Source organism: Bacillus capparidis (genome assembly GCF_017832095.1).
GTDB lineage: Bacteria > Bacillota > Bacilli > Bacillales > Bacillaceae > Bacillus > Bacillus gobiensis.
Genome location: NZ_JAFDST010000007.1, coordinates 143,482 through 160,020, shown reverse-complemented (window position 1 = coordinate 160,020; position 16,539 = coordinate 143,482). Strand labels below are relative to the sequence as shown.

14 protein-coding genes are annotated in these 16,539 nt (G+C 42.1%); 7 read left to right on the top strand and 7 right to left on the bottom strand.

Annotation, left to right across the window (positions count from 1 at the left end; translation table 11 throughout):
• Positions 1 to 89 precede the first annotated feature (89 nt).
• The 7 genes from JOC74_RS21300 to JOC74_RS21270 all read right to left on the bottom strand — a co-directional run bounded on the left by JOC74_RS21300 (position 90) and on the right by JOC74_RS21270 (position 7,784).
• Positions 90 to 902: a PHP domain-containing protein gene (locus JOC74_RS21300; RefSeq protein ID WP_053602008.1), complete on the bottom strand. Its 813-nt coding sequence runs from the start codon at positions 900 to 902 to the stop codon at positions 90 to 92.
• Positions 868 to 1,968, bottom strand: a complete 1,101-nt coding sequence (locus JOC74_RS21295; RefSeq protein ID WP_053602009.1) for an ABC transporter ATP-binding protein — start codon at positions 1,966 to 1,968, stop codon at positions 868 to 870. The genes JOC74_RS21300 and JOC74_RS21295 overlap by 35 nt, the downstream gene beginning before the upstream one ends.
• Entirely contained in the window at positions 1,961 to 3,688 is a 1,728-nt protein-coding gene (locus JOC74_RS21290) for an ABC transporter permease (RefSeq protein WP_053602010.1), read from the bottom strand. The genes JOC74_RS21295 and JOC74_RS21290 overlap by 8 nt, the downstream gene beginning before the upstream one ends.
• A 26-nt stretch (positions 3,689 to 3,714) precedes the next feature.
• On the bottom strand, positions 3,715 to 4,755 hold the full coding sequence (locus JOC74_RS21285) for an ABC transporter substrate-binding protein (protein ID WP_053602011.1): 1,041 nt from the start codon (positions 4,753 to 4,755) through the stop codon (positions 3,715 to 3,717).
• Complete coding sequence (gene surE / locus JOC74_RS21280) at positions 4,752 to 5,555, bottom strand: 5'/3'-nucleotidase SurE (RefSeq protein WP_053602012.1); 804 nt, start codon at positions 5,553 to 5,555, stop codon at positions 4,752 to 4,754. The genes JOC74_RS21285 and surE overlap by 4 nt, the downstream gene beginning before the upstream one ends.
• Positions 5,552 to 6,385: a sugar phosphate isomerase/epimerase family protein gene (locus JOC74_RS21275; RefSeq protein WP_082363627.1), complete on the bottom strand. Its 834-nt coding sequence runs from the start codon at positions 6,383 to 6,385 to the stop codon at positions 5,552 to 5,554. The genes surE and JOC74_RS21275 overlap by 4 nt, the downstream gene beginning before the upstream one ends.
• A gap of 562 nt (positions 6,386 to 6,947) precedes the next feature.
• Entirely contained in the window at positions 6,948 to 7,784 is an 837-nt protein-coding gene (locus JOC74_RS21270) for a LysR family transcriptional regulator (RefSeq protein ID WP_053602014.1), read from the bottom strand.
• Between the two features lie 105 nt (positions 7,785 to 7,889).
• Between JOC74_RS21270 and JOC74_RS21265 the strand changes: the two genes are divergently transcribed.
• From JOC74_RS21265 to JOC74_RS21235, 7 genes are all read left to right on the top strand, one after another.
• Positions 7,890 to 8,630 carry an SDR family NAD(P)-dependent oxidoreductase gene (locus JOC74_RS21265; RefSeq protein WP_053602015.1) on the top strand — a complete coding sequence of 247 codons (741 nt, stop codon included), beginning with the start codon at positions 7,890 to 7,892 and terminating at the stop codon, positions 8,628 to 8,630.
• Positions 8,631 to 8,961: 331 nt separating this feature from the next.
• On the top strand, positions 8,962 to 10,362 hold the full coding sequence (locus JOC74_RS21260) for a cytochrome ubiquinol oxidase subunit I (RefSeq protein WP_053602016.1): 1,401 nt from the start codon (positions 8,962 to 8,964) through the stop codon (positions 10,360 to 10,362).
• Positions 10,349 to 11,365 carry a cytochrome d ubiquinol oxidase subunit II gene (gene cydB / locus JOC74_RS21255; RefSeq protein ID WP_053602017.1) on the top strand — a complete coding sequence of 339 codons (1,017 nt, stop codon included), beginning with the start codon at positions 10,349 to 10,351 and terminating at the stop codon, positions 11,363 to 11,365. Before JOC74_RS21260 ends, cydB begins: the two co-directional genes overlap by 14 nt.
• Entirely contained in the window at positions 11,365 to 13,080 is a 1,716-nt protein-coding gene (gene cydD / locus JOC74_RS21250) for a thiol reductant ABC exporter subunit CydD (RefSeq protein WP_053602018.1), read from the top strand. Before cydB ends, cydD begins: the two co-directional genes overlap by 1 nt.
• Complete coding sequence (gene cydC / locus JOC74_RS21245; RefSeq protein WP_225970311.1) at positions 13,077 to 14,828, top strand: thiol reductant ABC exporter subunit CydC; 1,752 nt, start codon at positions 13,077 to 13,079, stop codon at positions 14,826 to 14,828. The genes cydD and cydC overlap by 4 nt, the downstream gene beginning before the upstream one ends.
• Positions 14,829 to 14,976: 148 nt before the next feature.
• Entirely contained in the window at positions 14,977 to 15,921 is a 945-nt protein-coding gene (gene hemH / locus JOC74_RS21240) for a ferrochelatase (protein WP_053602020.1), read from the top strand.
• 15 nt (positions 15,922 to 15,936) lie between these two features.
• Positions 15,937 to 16,389, top strand: coding sequence for a Dps family protein (locus JOC74_RS21235; protein WP_053602021.1), 453 nt, complete (start codon positions 15,937 to 15,939; stop codon positions 16,387 to 16,389).
• Positions 16,390 to 16,539 lie beyond the last annotated feature (150 nt).

The window sequence follows — 16,539 nt, the reverse complement described above, 5'->3', positions numbered from 1 at the left end:
TTGATCTGCGGTTCTTTTATTTTTCTAATCGGACTAATGACAAATATTAAGGGAGACGAATAGATGGAGTCAATTCGTTTCCCTAAACATTAATTGGTGACTAATTTCTTTACCGCTGTTTCAGCCCACTCCGGAATCTCCACACTTCCAATTGGAAATGGATTCCTTGATACAGGCCCATGAAAATCACTTCCGCCGGAAACAGTCATGCCGAATCGTTCAGCTTGCTTCTCCCAGTATTCAACATCAGCCGAACTGTGCTTAGGATGCCAAACTTCAATTCCATCTAAACCTGCAGCAACAAGTTCTTCTAATGAAAATGGTTTTATATAAATGCCTGGGTGGGCGAGAAAGGCTTCTCCTCCTGCTTCATGGATGAGATCAATCGCATTTACAGCGGAAAAGGGACTACGTTCGACAAACCCGGGCTTTCCTTTTTTCAGCAATGCTTGGTGTGCTTCCTTCCAATTAGGGAAATAACCGGCGGCAGCAAGCTCCTCGGCGATGTGAGTACGCACGAGAACACCTTTCCCGACACGGTCGAGACATTTATCAAATGAAATCGTATATCCAAGTTCATTCAATCGATCAACAATCTTTTTTCCCCAGTCTTTTCGTTCTTGAGATCTCCAGGAAATATGCCCTAGCATACTAGGGTGTTCCGGATCGAAGTTATATCCGAGTATGTGCAGTTCACCGTAGACACCGTCTGTATTGAGCTCGATGCCGGAGATCAGGTTCAAGTTTGATGGAGCAAGCTTCTTTGCTTCTTGATAGCCTTGAATCGCGTCATGGTCGGTAATTGCGATATCAGTAAGCTTCTTTTTCTGGGCGTCTGCAATGATTTCTTCCGGTGTCCAATGTCCGTCAGAGAACACGGAATGAATGTGCAAATCGATCATTGGTTTTATTATCTCCTTTCTTTTTTTCAACTGCCAAAGTCAGTCCAACAATATCACCAGGCTGGTACCGCTCTTGAAAAGCTGGTGAATAAAGAGTGAGCATTTGCTTTTCTATTTTAACATTATAATGGATTTCGTTTCCTTGAAATTGGACAAATGATACCACACCGACAATACTGTTTTCCGTGGGGTCGCCGATTTTCCATTGCTCCGGTCTTACAGGGAAGAGGTTCTGATTCTTAAGTTCTTGTGAAATGCCGATATCCTCCCATTCTACCATAGGGAAACCATCCGGAATAAATACATTTTGCTTCGTCCACTGTCCTTGGATCAGGTTGCTTTTGCCCACAAATGTTGAAACGAAGACAGTTTCCGGCTTAGTATAGATCACTTCAGGAGTGTCTGCCTGTTCAACGATTCCGTTATTCATGACGATGATTCTATCAGCCATGGCGAGTGCTTCACTTTGGTCGTGGGTGACATAGACAATTGTTGCTTTTGTCTGTTGATGGATGGATTGAATTTCTTTCCTCATTTCCATTCTGAGCTCTGCATCGAGGGCACTCAACGGCTCATCCATCAAAAGCAGGACAGGTTCCGGCACGATGGCTCTTGCCAGTGCGACCCTCTGTCTTTGGCCTCCGGAAAGTTCAGAAGGATACCGGTGTTTAAAGGCTTCCATTTCCACCATTTTCAGAACGTCGTGAACGCGTTCCTCTTGCTGCTGTTTGGATTGGTTTTTGGTAAACCTGTGGTGTTTAAGGGCAAATTCAACGTGCTCTTGCACGGTTAAATGCGGCCAAAGCGCGAATGATTGAAAAACCATGCCTATATTTCGTTTTTCAGGCTTTACAAGCCGTTTAGGCGAGGCAATTTCTTCTTCGTTTAGAAAAATGCTGCCTTCACTCGGTTTGATAAATCCGGCCAGAAGCCTGAGCAGGGTCGTTTTTCCACAGCCAGAAGGACCAAGGATCGCAATAAATTCTCCTTCTTTAAATGAAAGGTTAATATGATTCAATGCAGAAAACGAACCATATTGCTTGCTCACGCCGTTAAGTTCAATCATTTTTCAAGCTCACTCGCTTTCCTATAAAATTTTGAAAAAGCATCAGGCTGACACCGCCAATCAGGATGGCTAAGACAATCAATGTAGAAAAAGCGGTTGAATATGTGCTGTAGCCTGCCTGTTCAAAGCTGAAAATCATGACGCCGATCGTCTCTGCGCCGCTTGACCATAGGAGGCTTGAGACAGTAAGCTCAGCTAAAGCCGTAAGAAATACGAGAAATGCTCCGCTCATTATTCCTGGCAGCAGCAGGGGAAGCAAAATGCTTCTCCATTTGGTAAACCCGGATGCTCCCGACGTCTGTGCTGCTTCCTCCATGCTGGGATCAAGCTGGGAGAAGGCTGTCAGGCTTCCTCTGAATTGGAGCACGAGAAATCTTGTCAAATAGGCGATTAGCAAGATCCAGATCGTTCCGTACACGCCTGGGTACCATCCTGGGACAGGCTGCATCCACATCAGAATCATGCTCAAGGCCAAAACCGTTCCGGGGAGAGCATAAGGCAATGTGACGATTCCTTCTGCTGCTCGTGTCCAGAGATTTGGTTGTTTAAATCGAACATATGCGAGCAAGGTTCCTGCGAAAAGGCAAGTGATCACTGTGGCCAAGCCTAACATAATGCTATTGCTTACCGAACGCGCTACCTTGCTGTCTGTAAACAAATAAAGATAGTTTTTGAACGAAAGATTTTCCCACGATAGTGATAGACCGTATGCCTTGATCAAGGAGGTGGCTGCCATTGCCAGAAACGGAACTAGGCTTGTCAACAGCAAAAAGCTCCAAAGACTGGCTTGAATCAATCGCCTGGATCTTGTTGACACGTAGTAACGGGGCTCCATATCGCGCTTTGTCGTTTCATTTGCTTTGCTTTTTCTTACAATGATCGCTTGAATGATAGTACCTGCCAAAGCGATAACGCCGAGCATTACTGATAATACTGCAGCTCTGGCAAATGCGCTGGGGCCGTAACCGATGATTTGCTCGTAAATATAGGTGCTCAGTACGCGAATGTTTGATGGAATGCCTAAAAATGCAGGTACACCGAAGTTGTCTAAGTTCGATAAAAATGCAAGCAAAGCACCGCTTCCTATTCCCGGAAGAGCCATGGGGAAAATAATTTTCCGAAAAGCAGTCCATCTGCCGGCTCCGGAAACCATCGCCGCTTGCTCCGCGTCGCGGGGAATTTTTCGAAAGACATCGACACTCATAAGATAGACGACCGGGTAATGGGAAATGCCGAGAACAAAGATAATTCCTCCCATCCCGTAAAGATTAGGCAGCATCTCATCTCCAAACAACATCGCAAGCGGTCCTGAACCGCTAAAAAACTGAACCCATGCGAGGGTAGTAATATAGGAGGGGATGATAAAAGGGAGATAGATAAACAGCTGCATTGCTTGTTTGCCGCGGATATCCACATAGGCCATAATCCAGGCCGTGCTGACACCAAGCACGACGGAAAGCAGAGTACTAAAAGCTGTAATCCAAACCGTATTTTCAATGGATTTCCACGTAGCGGGATCTGTAAGCACCTCTTCATATACCCCAAAACTTAAAGCACCTTCTGCTCCAAAGCTTAAGCTTATTAAACGGACGATAGGCATCAGAAATAGAAAGAGGAGAACAGCAAAACCGATAATTTTCCAGGTCAAAGTATGAAAAGATAGGAAAGAAAGCGAAAAAACGGGTTTCGCTTTCTGTTCAATAGAAGATTTAAATAGCATGTCATTTCGCTTCCTTTCTTTTACGATTACTTGCCAAATAGGTCACCGAATTTTTTCTTATCGTCTTCTCTGGATTGATAAAGCTCGTTGATATCCGTTTTGAGTACTTTCATTTTGTCAATGGTTTGTAAGCCTTCAGGGGCAGAGATTCCTTCACGGATCGGTGTATAGCCGAATTCAACTGCAAGCTCTTGGCCATCCTCTGATAAGACGTAATCAACGAACGCTTTAGCGGCCGCTGCGTTTTTTGCATCCTTCATAATTCCAATCGGTTCTGTGATGACTGGAACGCCTTCTTCAGGATATACGAGATCAACCGGAGAACCCTCAGCTTTTGCACGAGCCACAATAAAATCTACAACCATTCCGTACGATTTTTCTCCTGAAGCAACGGCTTTTAATACATCGCCATTTCCTTTTGTAACAACTGCATTATTGCCTTTAATGCTTTCATAAAAATCCCAGCCGAAATCATTTTGGCGAGTGAAAACACCTAAGTTATACGCCGCAGCTCCGGAATAAAGCGGGCTTGGCATGATGACCTTGTCCTTTGCATCTGCTGATGTGAGAGCTTCCCATCCTTTAGGCAGGCTTTTGACCTTATCGGTATTCACGGCAAGAGCGGTAGCCATTACCTTCGTTCCGAAATACATATGATCAGCATCGACAAATTCCTCAGGGATGCTGCCGGCTTCTTTTGATTCATAAGCTTGAAGCAAATCCTCTTTCTTAAGGCTTTCAAACGTAACTGAATCGGCTAATAGCATAACATCTGCTTGGACTTTTCCTGACATTTTCTCCGCTTTCACCTTTGAAATAACTTCTTCTGTTCCGGAACGGAAGGTTTCTACTTTGACATCCGGATATTTTTCTTTAAAGCCGGCGACCAGCTTTTCTGCGTCAGCGTCTGGCTGAGAGGTATAAAATTGAAGGGTTCCCTCTATCTTTTCACTTTTTTGTTCGTTTTGCCCGTTTTGATCGTTTGAGCCTGAAGATGAGTTGCTCCCGCATGCACTAAGTAATAAGAGAATGAGTGCGCTTAGTAAGACCGTTAATTTTTTTCTCATAATTGTTGAACTCCTTTAAAGGTTTGGAATGTATGTTTGTTGAACCATCGATCGATTTGTTCTTGTTTTTTCTTATAATGAGTTCTGAATTCGATTGGCGAGATAGTAATATAGCCTTCCCGCAATAGCTGAAAATCACTTTCACTATCAAGGTTATCCAGTTCGGGCATTAGATCCTTCAGCCAATAATAAATGTGTCCATGCGGGTCATTAAGGCCGACATATCGGTAGCGGGATACAGTCATGTCAAGCGGAATCACCTTTACCCCTTTGCACTGCTCTTTACTCAAATATGGCAGATTAATGTTTAGAAAAGCAGTGTTGGGAAGCTTGTTTTGAATCAATACCTCCGCCACTTTGTAAAATAGCTGTGAAACCTTTGTGAAGTTCACTTTTTGACTTGAAAACGCATTAAGAGAAACGGCAGCTGAAGGAATTCCGTAAAGAACTGCTTCTGAAGCGCCTGCTATTGTTCCGGAGTAGTAAAGATCCCTGCCGAGATTCGGTCCAAGGTTAATGCCGGAAAACACAAAATCGGGCGGCTCTTTCATCAACACTTCGATGCCAAGCTTTACACAATCGACAGGTGTTCCATTAATGCACCAGGTTCCCTTGGTTCCGGGGAAAATATCGAGCGGCATCGCTTTGATCGGCTGGCGCAGCGTGATGGAATGACTGACGGCGCTTCTTTCTTGATCTGGGCAAATAACATACACATCGGCAAAATGCTGTAAAACCTGTACCATTGCTTCTAAGCCGGGAGCAAATATGCCATCATCGTTGGAAACTAATATTTTCAACCGAACACCTCCTGTTCTTCGGGTAAGAAGAGCTTCCTTACGTAATAAAGGTTAATATGCCACCAATCAAGAGATGGCGATGGATCCAAGCCTTCAATAACAATAGGAAGAGGTACTTGGGTGAGAAAATAATGAATTGACTCCCGATCGATTATGCCGGTGCCAAGCGGGACGTGCAGACGAGTGTTCAAATTGTCACTTAAATGGATCTTATCGACTCTTGCTGTTTCAGCAAAAGCGGCAACGGGATCTTGCGAGCTCTTAATATGTGCGACATCAAACGTGGTGCGAAGAGCTGTGTGACAGGACTGAATGAAATGATTCAATACAGTAGGTGATGTAATGAATTCTTTCGGTTTTTCTTCCATTAGCTCAAGCGACATTGTTTTTCCGTATTGTTTTGCTTTCTGAACAATTTTGTCCACGGATTCAAGCAGAATTTCTTCATAATACTCAGTTCCCAAGACAGGAAGTGTAGCTTGTCCGGGATGAAACGTAATAGAACCTGCACCAATCCGGTCCGCTAGTTCAATGGAATGAAAAATTCTTGCAATCGAAGCCTCTCTGATTTCCTGGTCTAATGATGCGATGTTTAAATCCCAGCTTGGCGCATGCAGTGTAAAGTTCAATTCGAAGTTATTATTCTTGTGAATAAGCTGAGGATCCGAACGATAATGCCACACGTGCTCAGACCAAATCTCCAATCCGTCGATGCCGGACGCTTTTGCAAAAGGTACTATTTCTTCAACCGGAAGTGACCAAGCGAGAGTTGAGGAAAAGAGAATTTGAGGCACTAGGTTCATCATTCCCTTCTTCGTTATATTTGTCATCTTAAGTTTACTATCCAGATATTTTGTTAAATTAACGAAACGTTATAGGCTTTGTTATCGTTTTGTAAACAAGAACAGAGTTGATTTAGCAGGGAATTTACACCAAAGATTGGAGTGATGAGGTTTAAGTCGGTTTGATTGTAAATATACCGTAAAAAATTTACATGAAATTAAACTTTGAAGAGAAATGAATGATGTAAGTATTCTAGGTAGCTTAACTAATGAATGAGGAAATAAAGTACACAGAATAGATTTTTCAATAGTTGTTTCGAACTATTTATGATAAATATTTACAAATGATATTATCAAGAAAACAGTACAGCAGGGATGAAATAATCATGTAAAGATATTTAATTTAACAGCTAATTTTTGGTTGTTATATTCTTTTACTAGTATTTTCGCTGTGAATTTAGAACCCTGTTTTTATTTTTAGTGTCAACTCCTTTATTCATTAATCTATCTAATAGAGGTAAAGTAACGGTCATTCTATGAAAAACGCACCTCGGAAACTGGTATTTCTCCAAGATGCATTTTTTAGGGAATTGGATGTTGAATGCTTTGATTATGATTGTAAAAAATGAATGAATTTTTTTAAACTATGGCGCTGCTGCTTTCTCTGTTTAATAACAAATTCAATTTTTATTTTCTCTTTTAGTTCTTGAAAATGGATTGTATTTTCTTTTCGATTTTGAGCAACATCCGCTGGCATTAAACTAATCCCAAGGCCTTCACTGACAGCTTGCAGAATGGCTTCAAGCGAATCAAATTCTATAATTGCTGGCTCTTTATCATTTCGTTTCCTCCAAAAATCGAATAATGTATTTCTATAAACACAGCTCGGATCGCTGTTAACTAGTAAAGTTTGTTCATGCTGTTTCTTTAATTGATCATGAGTGAGTGAAATTAACGTGATGTTTTCAAAATAAGAATAGACGGCTTCAAACTGAGAATGATTGTATTCACCATTAATAAAAAGCCCATCAAGTTCTCCATAAGAAAGCATTTCTAGTAATTTTAACTTCTCACTTGTCCTTATTTTCACATCCACAGTATGATTTGTTTTTAAAAATGCGGAAACCAATTGAGGTATTTTAACAGCAGAAATTGTTTGACTTGCTCCTATTGTTAAAGGCTCTCTCCATTTATGAGGATTGATTGCCGCTTTTGCTTCTTCCATTAAAACGGTCATTTGGTTTACATAATTCAACAAAATTTTCCCTTCGTTCGTCAATGTTACGCCACGGTTATTACGTATAAATAATTTAACTCCGAGCTCAACCTCCAACCCTTTCAGTCGTTGGGAGATATTAGGCTGTACATAGCCTAATTTTTCAGCTGTTTTTGACATTGATTGCAGTTGTGCAACATGTTTGAAAATCCTTAAATCATGACTTTCCAAGATTCCATTCCTCCATTGATATCATTAAAAATGATATCAGTCTCATTATTCAGTATTATACCTCTTATGCGACAAGCAGGTAAAATTAAGCGAGGAGGAGATCAAATGAAGTTAAAAGATAAAGTAGTGATTATAACAGGCGGCGGAACTGGAATTGGAAAAGCAACAGCGTTAAAAGCAGCAGAAGAGGGAGCGAAAGTGGTCATCAATTACAGTCGCTCAGAAAAAGAGGCAGAGGAAGCAGTCGACGAGGTTACAAAACGAGGAGGCACCGCACTCGCTGTAAAAGCAAATGTATCGATAGAAAAAGAAGTGGAACAGATGGTATCCCGGACTGTCAACACATTTGGGACAGTTGATTGTTTAGTAAACAATGCGAGTATAACTGCTCAAATACCAATAGAAGACTTACATTCAGCTTCGGATCAAGTGTGGGATACACTCTTCAATGTAAACGTAAAAGGAATGTTTCATTGTGTTAAAGCTGTCGTTCCTTATATGAAGGAGCATAAATCCGGTGCTATCGTCAATATGGGAAGTGTTGCAGGCGTTACAGGCATTGGTTCATCTATCCCATATGCCGCTACAAAATCAGCGATTCACACGATGACTAAATCGCTGGCAGTTGCATTAGCACCAAGTATTAGAGTAAATTGTATCGCGCCTGGCGCAGTCGATACGAGATGGTGGGCTGATAATCGCGAAAAAATGTATCAACTCGCCGGTGATTTGCCGCTAAATAGAGTATCCATGCCGGATGATATTGCAGAGGCAGTTCTTTTCCAATTAACCCAAGAATCGATTACAGGTCAAAAATTTACGATCGATAACGGACAGACACTTTGATATTTAGGAGTGTCTTTTTTATGTAATTAAATATTAAGATTTTATGGGATTGTTTAATGTTAGACTATTTTAATGAGATTTACCATTTTTCAAATTAGTTACAAACGTTCTAACTTACTAATCATACCTATTTCGTATATCTGATAGATTAAAAATGTCACAATCTAAATCATCCGTTAACAATTTCGCCAAACTTACGTCATAGAATGTTCAATACTGAGCAATTGAAACAGGAAAAAAGTCGTATATAATAAAGACAAAATCAAAAGTTTGTTCAATACTGAGCAAACTTTTTCATTATATATTAATCTGTAGAAAGAAGGCTGTAAAAATGGATGTAATCGAGCTTTCTCGTATTCAATTCGCGTCTACCACACTTTTTCACTTTCTATTTGTGCCGCTTTCAATAGGGCTTGCGTTTATCATCTCAATAATGGAAACGATGTACGTTGTGAAAAGGGATGAACAATATAAGAGACAGGCAAAGTTTTGGGGGCATTTGTTTTTAATTAACTTTGCTGTCGGTGTCGTCACAGGGATTCTGCAGGAGTTTCAATTTGGAATGAACTGGTCAGAGTATTCCCGGTTCGTAGGAGATGTGTTTGGCGCTCCGCTTGCGATTGAGGCATTGCTTGCTTTCTTTATGGAGTCCACGTTTTTAGGATTGTGGATTTTCGGCTGGGACCGGCTGCCGAAGTGGGTGCATTGTTTATGCATTTGGCTCGTCTCTTTAGGAACGATTTTCTCTGCATTCTTCATTTTGGCCGCCAACTCGTTTATGCAGCATCCTGTTGGTATGGTGCTTCAAAACGGGCGCTTGGAAATGAATGATTTCTTTGCGATTTTGACAAACGGCCAGCTATGGGTGGAGTTCCCTCATACAGTATTCGGCTCTTTTGTGACAGGAGCGTTCTTTATTACCGGCGTAAGTGCGATCATGCTTCTTAGAAAAAAACATATCGAATTTTATAAAAAGTCGTTTCAAATTGCCATTACAGTCGGTTTGATCTCGGCTTTAGGCGTAGCGCTTTCGGGACACGAACAGGCGCAGTATTTAGTCGAAACCCAGCCGATGAAAATGGCTGCCAGTGAAGGCCTGTGGGAAAACAGCGAAGATCCGGGTGCTTGGACGGTTACAGCAAACATCAATGTCGATAAAAAAGAAAATACTGCAGAATTTAAAATTCCGTATTTGTTGAGCTACCTTTCTTACGGAGACTTTTCCGGATCGGTGACAGGGATGAACGAGCTGCAAGAGAGGTATGTAAAAATGTATGGCAACGGGGATTATATCCCGCCTGTCAAAACGGTGTTCTGGAGTTTTCGGATCATGGCAGGTCTTGGAGGAGTACTTGCTTTCTTAAGTATTTGCGGCGCTTACTTAATGGTTCGCAAAAAATTAGAAACGAGCAAGTGGTTTTTGCGAATTATGATCGCGGCAATCTCCTTTCCGTTTATCGGAAATTCGGCAGGCTGGATTATGACAGAAATCGGCCGTCAGCCTTGGGTCGTCTTTGGTTATATGCAAACGGAGGATGCCGTTTCTGCAAATGTAACCGCCGGACAGGTTTTGTTTTCACTGATCACATTCTCCGCGTTCTATTTGATTCTTTTAGGTGTCATGGTCACTTTGTTTGTTCGTGAAATTAAAAAAGGACCGTATCATGAAGCGGAGGAAAAAGAAGAGAATAAAGATCCATTTACGAAGGAGGGTCAACATGCTTTCTCTTAATGAGTTTTGGTTCATCATTGTTTCCTTTATGTTTGTCGGCTTTATTTTTCTCGAAGGTTTTGACTTTGGAGTTGGTATGTCGGGGAAAATTGTAGCGAAAAGCGATGCGGAACGTAGAGTATTCATCAATACTATCGGTCCGTTTTGGGATGCGAATGAAGTGTGGCTGATTACCGCGGTAGGAGCGATGTTCGCCGCGTTTCCGAACTGGTACGCTACACTATTAAGCGGATTTTATCTTCCTTTCGTCATTTTACTGCTAGCCTTGATTGGCAGAGGTGTAGCATTTGAATTTAGAGGAAAAGCGGAGAATCCGGTGTGGAGAAGTGTATGGGATTGGATTATTTTCTTCGGAAGTCTGATCCCTCCGCTTGTTTTCGGAATCGTGTTCTCAGCGCTGGTCAGAGGGGTTCCGATTGATAAAAATATGCAAATTCACGCGGGGCTAACTGACATCGTAAATGTCTATACTGTTCTTGGCGGCATTACCTTAACGATGCTTTGCTTATGGCATGGTCTGCTCTTTGCCACACTTCGTACGGTTGATTTGCTTCGTACTCGCTGCCGAAAAGCGGCAAAGAGGTTGCTGCCGATCAACGCGCTTTTGCTGGTTGTCTTTTTGGCTGCGACTTTCTTTACAACTGACGTGTTTGATGCACACGGAATGATATTAGAATACTTGTTTGTACTGGGAATCCTCGTCTATTTGCTTTCCGGATGGTTCATAACGATAAAAAGAGACGGCTGGGCATTTTTCATGTCCGGAATGATTTTAATCCTGCTTACGAGCTCAGTGTTCATTGGACTATTCCCGAGGGTGATGATCAGCACTATCAGTGATACGTATCATTTAACGATTCAGAATGCCGCTTCAGGACCATACTCTTTACAGGTAATGACCTATTTAGGCCTCGGTTTATTGCCGTTTGTTCTGGGATATCAAATATGGAGCTACTATGTATTTCGTAAACGCGTTGATCATAGGGAGCATATGGAGTACTGATGGGAAGAAATTTAATGGCCTACCAAGGAATAAAGATTGTCCTTGCCGTTGTGTCAGGACTCATTTTGCTTCAAACCGCGGCCATTATCCTTCAAGCGAAATGGCTGTCTGATGTCATTACCTCATTGTTTCACGGAGAATCATTAGGATCAAAGGTACCTTCAATCTGCGGCTTTATAGTCGCCTTTCTTGCCAGGCAGTTTTTTGCATTCGCTGTAAAGAAGGTGTGTCTCAGATTTGGAGAAAGGACTGTGGAGCAACTGCGGACGGATTTGCTGGAAAGCATTTTTGCTCTCGGCCCAAGGTTTACCAAAAAAGAAGGCACGGGAAATTTAGTGACCTTTTTAATCGAAGGATTATCCAAGCTGCGAAATTATCTAGAGCTCTTCATTCCGAAAATGGCAGCGATCGGTATTACGCCTTGGATTCTTCTTGCTTACGTTTGGATGAATGATTCGTTATCTGGTCTTATTTTACTTGTTACAATGCCGATTCTTATTATTTTTATGATCTTGCTGGGCTTGGCCGCGAAAAAGAAAATTGACGATAGGTGGGATTCATACCGGGTGCTATCCAATCATTTTGTCGATTCCTTACGCGGATTAGAAACCTTGAAATTTCTCGGCAGAAGCCGCGGACATGCGGAGACGATCGAAAAAGTGAGCGGCAGATACCGTAAATCGACGATGGGAACGCTGCGAATTGCGTTTCTTTCGACTTTTGCTTTAGATTTTTTTACGATGCTGTCCGTTGCGATTGTAGCAGTAACACTAGGGTTGCGCCTCGTTGATGGAACTTTATTGTTAGAACCTGCTTTGCTTGTGCTTTTATTAGCGCCGGAGTATTTTCTGCCGATTCGCGAGGTGGGAAACGACTATCACGCTACGCTGGATGGGAAGGAAGCAGGAGACGCGATTTTAAAAGTGATCAAACAAGCAGAAACTGTATCACGAGCTGGGGCGGCGCCGGAATGGAAGGCGGATAGCTCTTTGGAATTAAAATGTGTGGCAGTTTGTCATGAAGGTCATGATGAACCTGCTTTAAAAGATATTTCTTTGGCGATAAAAGGAAACAAAAAGGTTGGGATTGTCGGAGCGAGCGGTGCCGGGAAATCGACATTTGTCGATGTTCTTAGCGGGTTTCTTTCAGCTAATAAAGGACAGATATGTGTGAATGAAAAAGAGGTGAAGCTTGCTTGTCAGGATTGGCAGCAGCAAACGGCATATATCCCGCAGCATCCGTTTATTTTTCAAGGGACGATTAAAGAAAACATTCGGTTTTACTGTCCGAACGCGACTGATGAACAAGTCTTAAGTGCAATTGAACTAGCTGGATTAACAGGAATTGTCAATAAATTTCCGAACAAAGAAGATGAACTCATCGGTGATGGAGGTAGAGTCTTGAGCGGTGGCCAGGCTCAGCGTGTTGCGCTGGCACGGGCATTTCTGAGCAATCGTCCGTTATTGCTGCTTGATGAACCGACTGCCCAGCTCGACATTGAAACAGAATATGAATTAAAAGATGTGCTGCTGCGTTTAGCGGAAAATAAATTGATGTTCTTCGCTTCTCACCGCTTGCATTGGATGAAGGACATGGACGTGATTGTTGTCATGGATAAGGGAAGAATTGTGGAAACAGGAACACATTACGAACTGCTTCATCGACAAGGAGCTTACTATCGCTTGCTGAGAGTGCAAATGGGGGATGCATCATGAGACAGCGAGACTGGATCGTGCCATACGTGAAACAATATAAATACCGCATGCTGTCCATCTTGCTGCTTAGTATGTTGACGGTGGGATCTGCCGGTGCATTAATGTTTACATCTGGATATTTGATTTCTAAAGCCTCCTTACAGCCGGAGACTATTTTGCTAGTTTACGTACCAATTGTCCTCGTTCGTGCATTTGGTTTGGGACGGTCCGTCTTTCGCTACTCGGAGCGGTTGGTTAGCCATGATTTTATTCTCCGTGTGCTTGCGAAAATGAGAACTCGTCTTTATCACCTGGTGGAACCAAAAGTGGGGGCAAGCCTGCGCTATAAAACGGGAGAAATACTCGGCGTTTTAGCTGAAGACATTGAAGGATTGCAGGATTTGTTTTTACGAACGGTGCTTCCGACTGCTTCAACCTTATTGCTCTATATTCTCACGGTGATCGGGCTCGGCTTCTTCAGCATTCCGTTCGCTCTCTTGATGGCCATGTATCTGTTTCTGTTAGTCGTTGCTATGCCGTTATTTTCTTTGTTCCATATGAAAGCTGTACATCAAGCCTACAAAAAACAAAAGAACGATGTGTACCAGTATGTCACAGACGGCTTTCTTGGGATTAGCGACTGGCTGATGAGCGGACAGAAAAAGAATTTTTTTGACCGATATTATCAAATGGAACAGAGGCTTGACCAAATGGGTAGGCGTACGAAAACTTGGACGTACTACCGTGAATTTGTTGGCCAGCTAGTGATTGCGGCTATGATCGTAAGCATGATTTGTTTTGCAGCATCATTGGTTTCGAACGATCAATTGGCGGGCGTATTTATTGCAGCCTTCGTGCTTGTCGTATTTCCTTTGTCAGAAGCCTTGCTGCCTGTTTCAAATGCGGTAGAAAAATATCCGCGGTACGAGGAATCCTTAAATCGGGTCACACAGCTTGAAAACGAATGTGCAGAATCAGTTTCTGGTGTGAATAAACAAGAAGCATACACTGCATCTTTATCTGATATCACGATTAACATGAACGGGCTGCATTTCAGTTACGAAGGCGATACGATGGAAGCTTTAAAAGATGTTACGTTTTCCGCAAAACAGGGAAAGAAAATCGCGATCATCGGAAAAAGCGGTGCCGGAAAATCAACGCTGCTTAAACTTTTGCAGGGGGTGCTAAGTCCAACAAATGGCACAGTATCGATTAACGGGTTTGAAGCCTCTGCGATTACAAATGATACGCCGAAGCTCATTTCAGTGCTGAATCAAAATCCGTACCTTTTTTACACGAGTGTAGCCAATAATTTATTGCTGGCGAACGAACATGCGTCAGAAGAAGAAATCATCGAAGTCATGAAAAAGGTCAAGCTCCATGATTACATTCGTTCCTTGCCTGACGGCTACAATACCTCCGTGCACGAAACGGGTCAACGATTTTCAGGTGGAGAGCGGCAGCGGATTGCTCTGGCCCGCGTTTTGCTTCAGGACACACCAGTTGTCATGCTGGATGAGCCGACGGTAGGGCTTGATCCGATAACTGAGCATGATCTATTGTCTACCATTTTTCGGACGCTTGAAGGCAAAACATTGATTTGGGTTACACACCATTTAGTCGGTATGGAGAACATGGATGAAATCGTGTTTTTCGAAGAAGGAAGGATAAAAATGCGTGGATCGCATCAAGAGCTCTTGCACGAATCCGAGCATTACCGAAAGTTGTATGAGCTAGATCACCCGATGCATTTAGAAGAGGTAAAATAAGTCCCCAGGATAGCGGCATCTGCTAATCTGGGGATTTCTGATTGACACATCGAAAATATTAAATTATAATAATTATAAACTAATAATTATGATTAAAAAATATAATTTTTAATAACTAAACAAATGCTGCGAAATTGGAGTGAATGACATGGGAAGCAAGAAAATCGGGCTGCTCGTGATGGCTTATGGCACACCTGAAAGCCTCGATCAGGTGGAATCCTACTACACGCACATACGTCATGGCAGAAAGCCTTCAGATGAATTACTGGAAGACCTGAAGGATCGATACAAAGCAATTGGCGGAATTAGCCCACTTGCAAAAATTACGAAAGAGCAAGGGGAACAATTGGAATCCCGGCTAAATCAAACGTTCCCTGATACTCAATTTGTTTTGTACTTAGGACTTAAACATACAGCTCCTTTCATTGAGGATGCTGTTCAACAAATGAAAAATGACGGGATCGAAAAAGCGATTAGCATTATTCTTGCACCACACTATTCGATTTTTAGTGTCAAAGCATATAATGAACGGGCAAAAAGCATGTCTGAAAAAATTAACGGACCAGAAATCCATACGATTGATTCATGGTATGACGAACCTAAATTTATTTCGTATTGGGCAGAGAAAATTAAAGAGACGATGTCGTCTATTAAAGACGAAACAAAATCGGTCGTTATTTTTTCTGCCCACAGTTTACCAGAAAAAATATTGCAAAATGGTGACCCGTACCCAGATCAGCTGAAAGAAACAGCGAAGAGGATTTCGTATTTGGCGAATGTGAAAAATTACGCGATCGGCTGGCAAAGCGCCGGACAAACAGGGGAGCCTTGGATAGGCCCGGATGTACAGGATTTGACGAGAACCCTGTATGAAGAAAAGGGATACGAGTCTTTCATCTATTGTCCAGTCGGATTTGTAGCCGAGCACCTTGAAGTTTTATATGATAACGATATTGAATGCAAAGCAGTCACAGACGAGCTGGATGTTCACTATTACCGGCCTAAGATGCCAAATGCAGATCCCGTATTCATCGAAGGTCTTGTGAATGCTGTCTCAAAAGAAATAAAAAATCTAGAGCTAATTACTTTATAAAAGGGAGAGATTTTCATGGAAACTACTGTTACTTTAAGTGTTAAAGAAATCCTAAATCATCAAATCGCTAACTACAATGTGTTATATACAAAATTGCATCAATTTCACTGGTATGTCAAAGGACCGCATTTTTTCACATTACATGAGAAATTTGAAGAGCTTTACAATGAAGCAGCCGAAGCTTTTGACGAATTAGCTGAACGGCTTCTGTCTATCGGCGGCAAACCGTTCTCAACACTAAGTGAATATCTTGCAAATACAAGCTTAGTCGAGTCAACAAACGTAGATCGGCAAAGCGGTGAATTTGTACAAGAATTAGTAGAGAACTATGAAGCCATCCGTAATGAACTGATCCAAGCGATTACCGTCGCCGGTGATGAAGGCGACGATGTTACAGAGGATTTGTTTATCGGATTAAAAGCAAATATAGATAAACATATTTGGATGCTAAAAGCGTATCTTGGATAATTAGTATAGTAATAGAAAAAGTAAGAGGACTTCTCGTATGGACTAAAAAACGAGAAGTCCTCTTTTTTTATGAAAAAAACGACGATTGTATACCTATGGAGACTCTACTCTATCTGATTGGAAGCTTCACATAGAGGCTGGTAGTCTTAA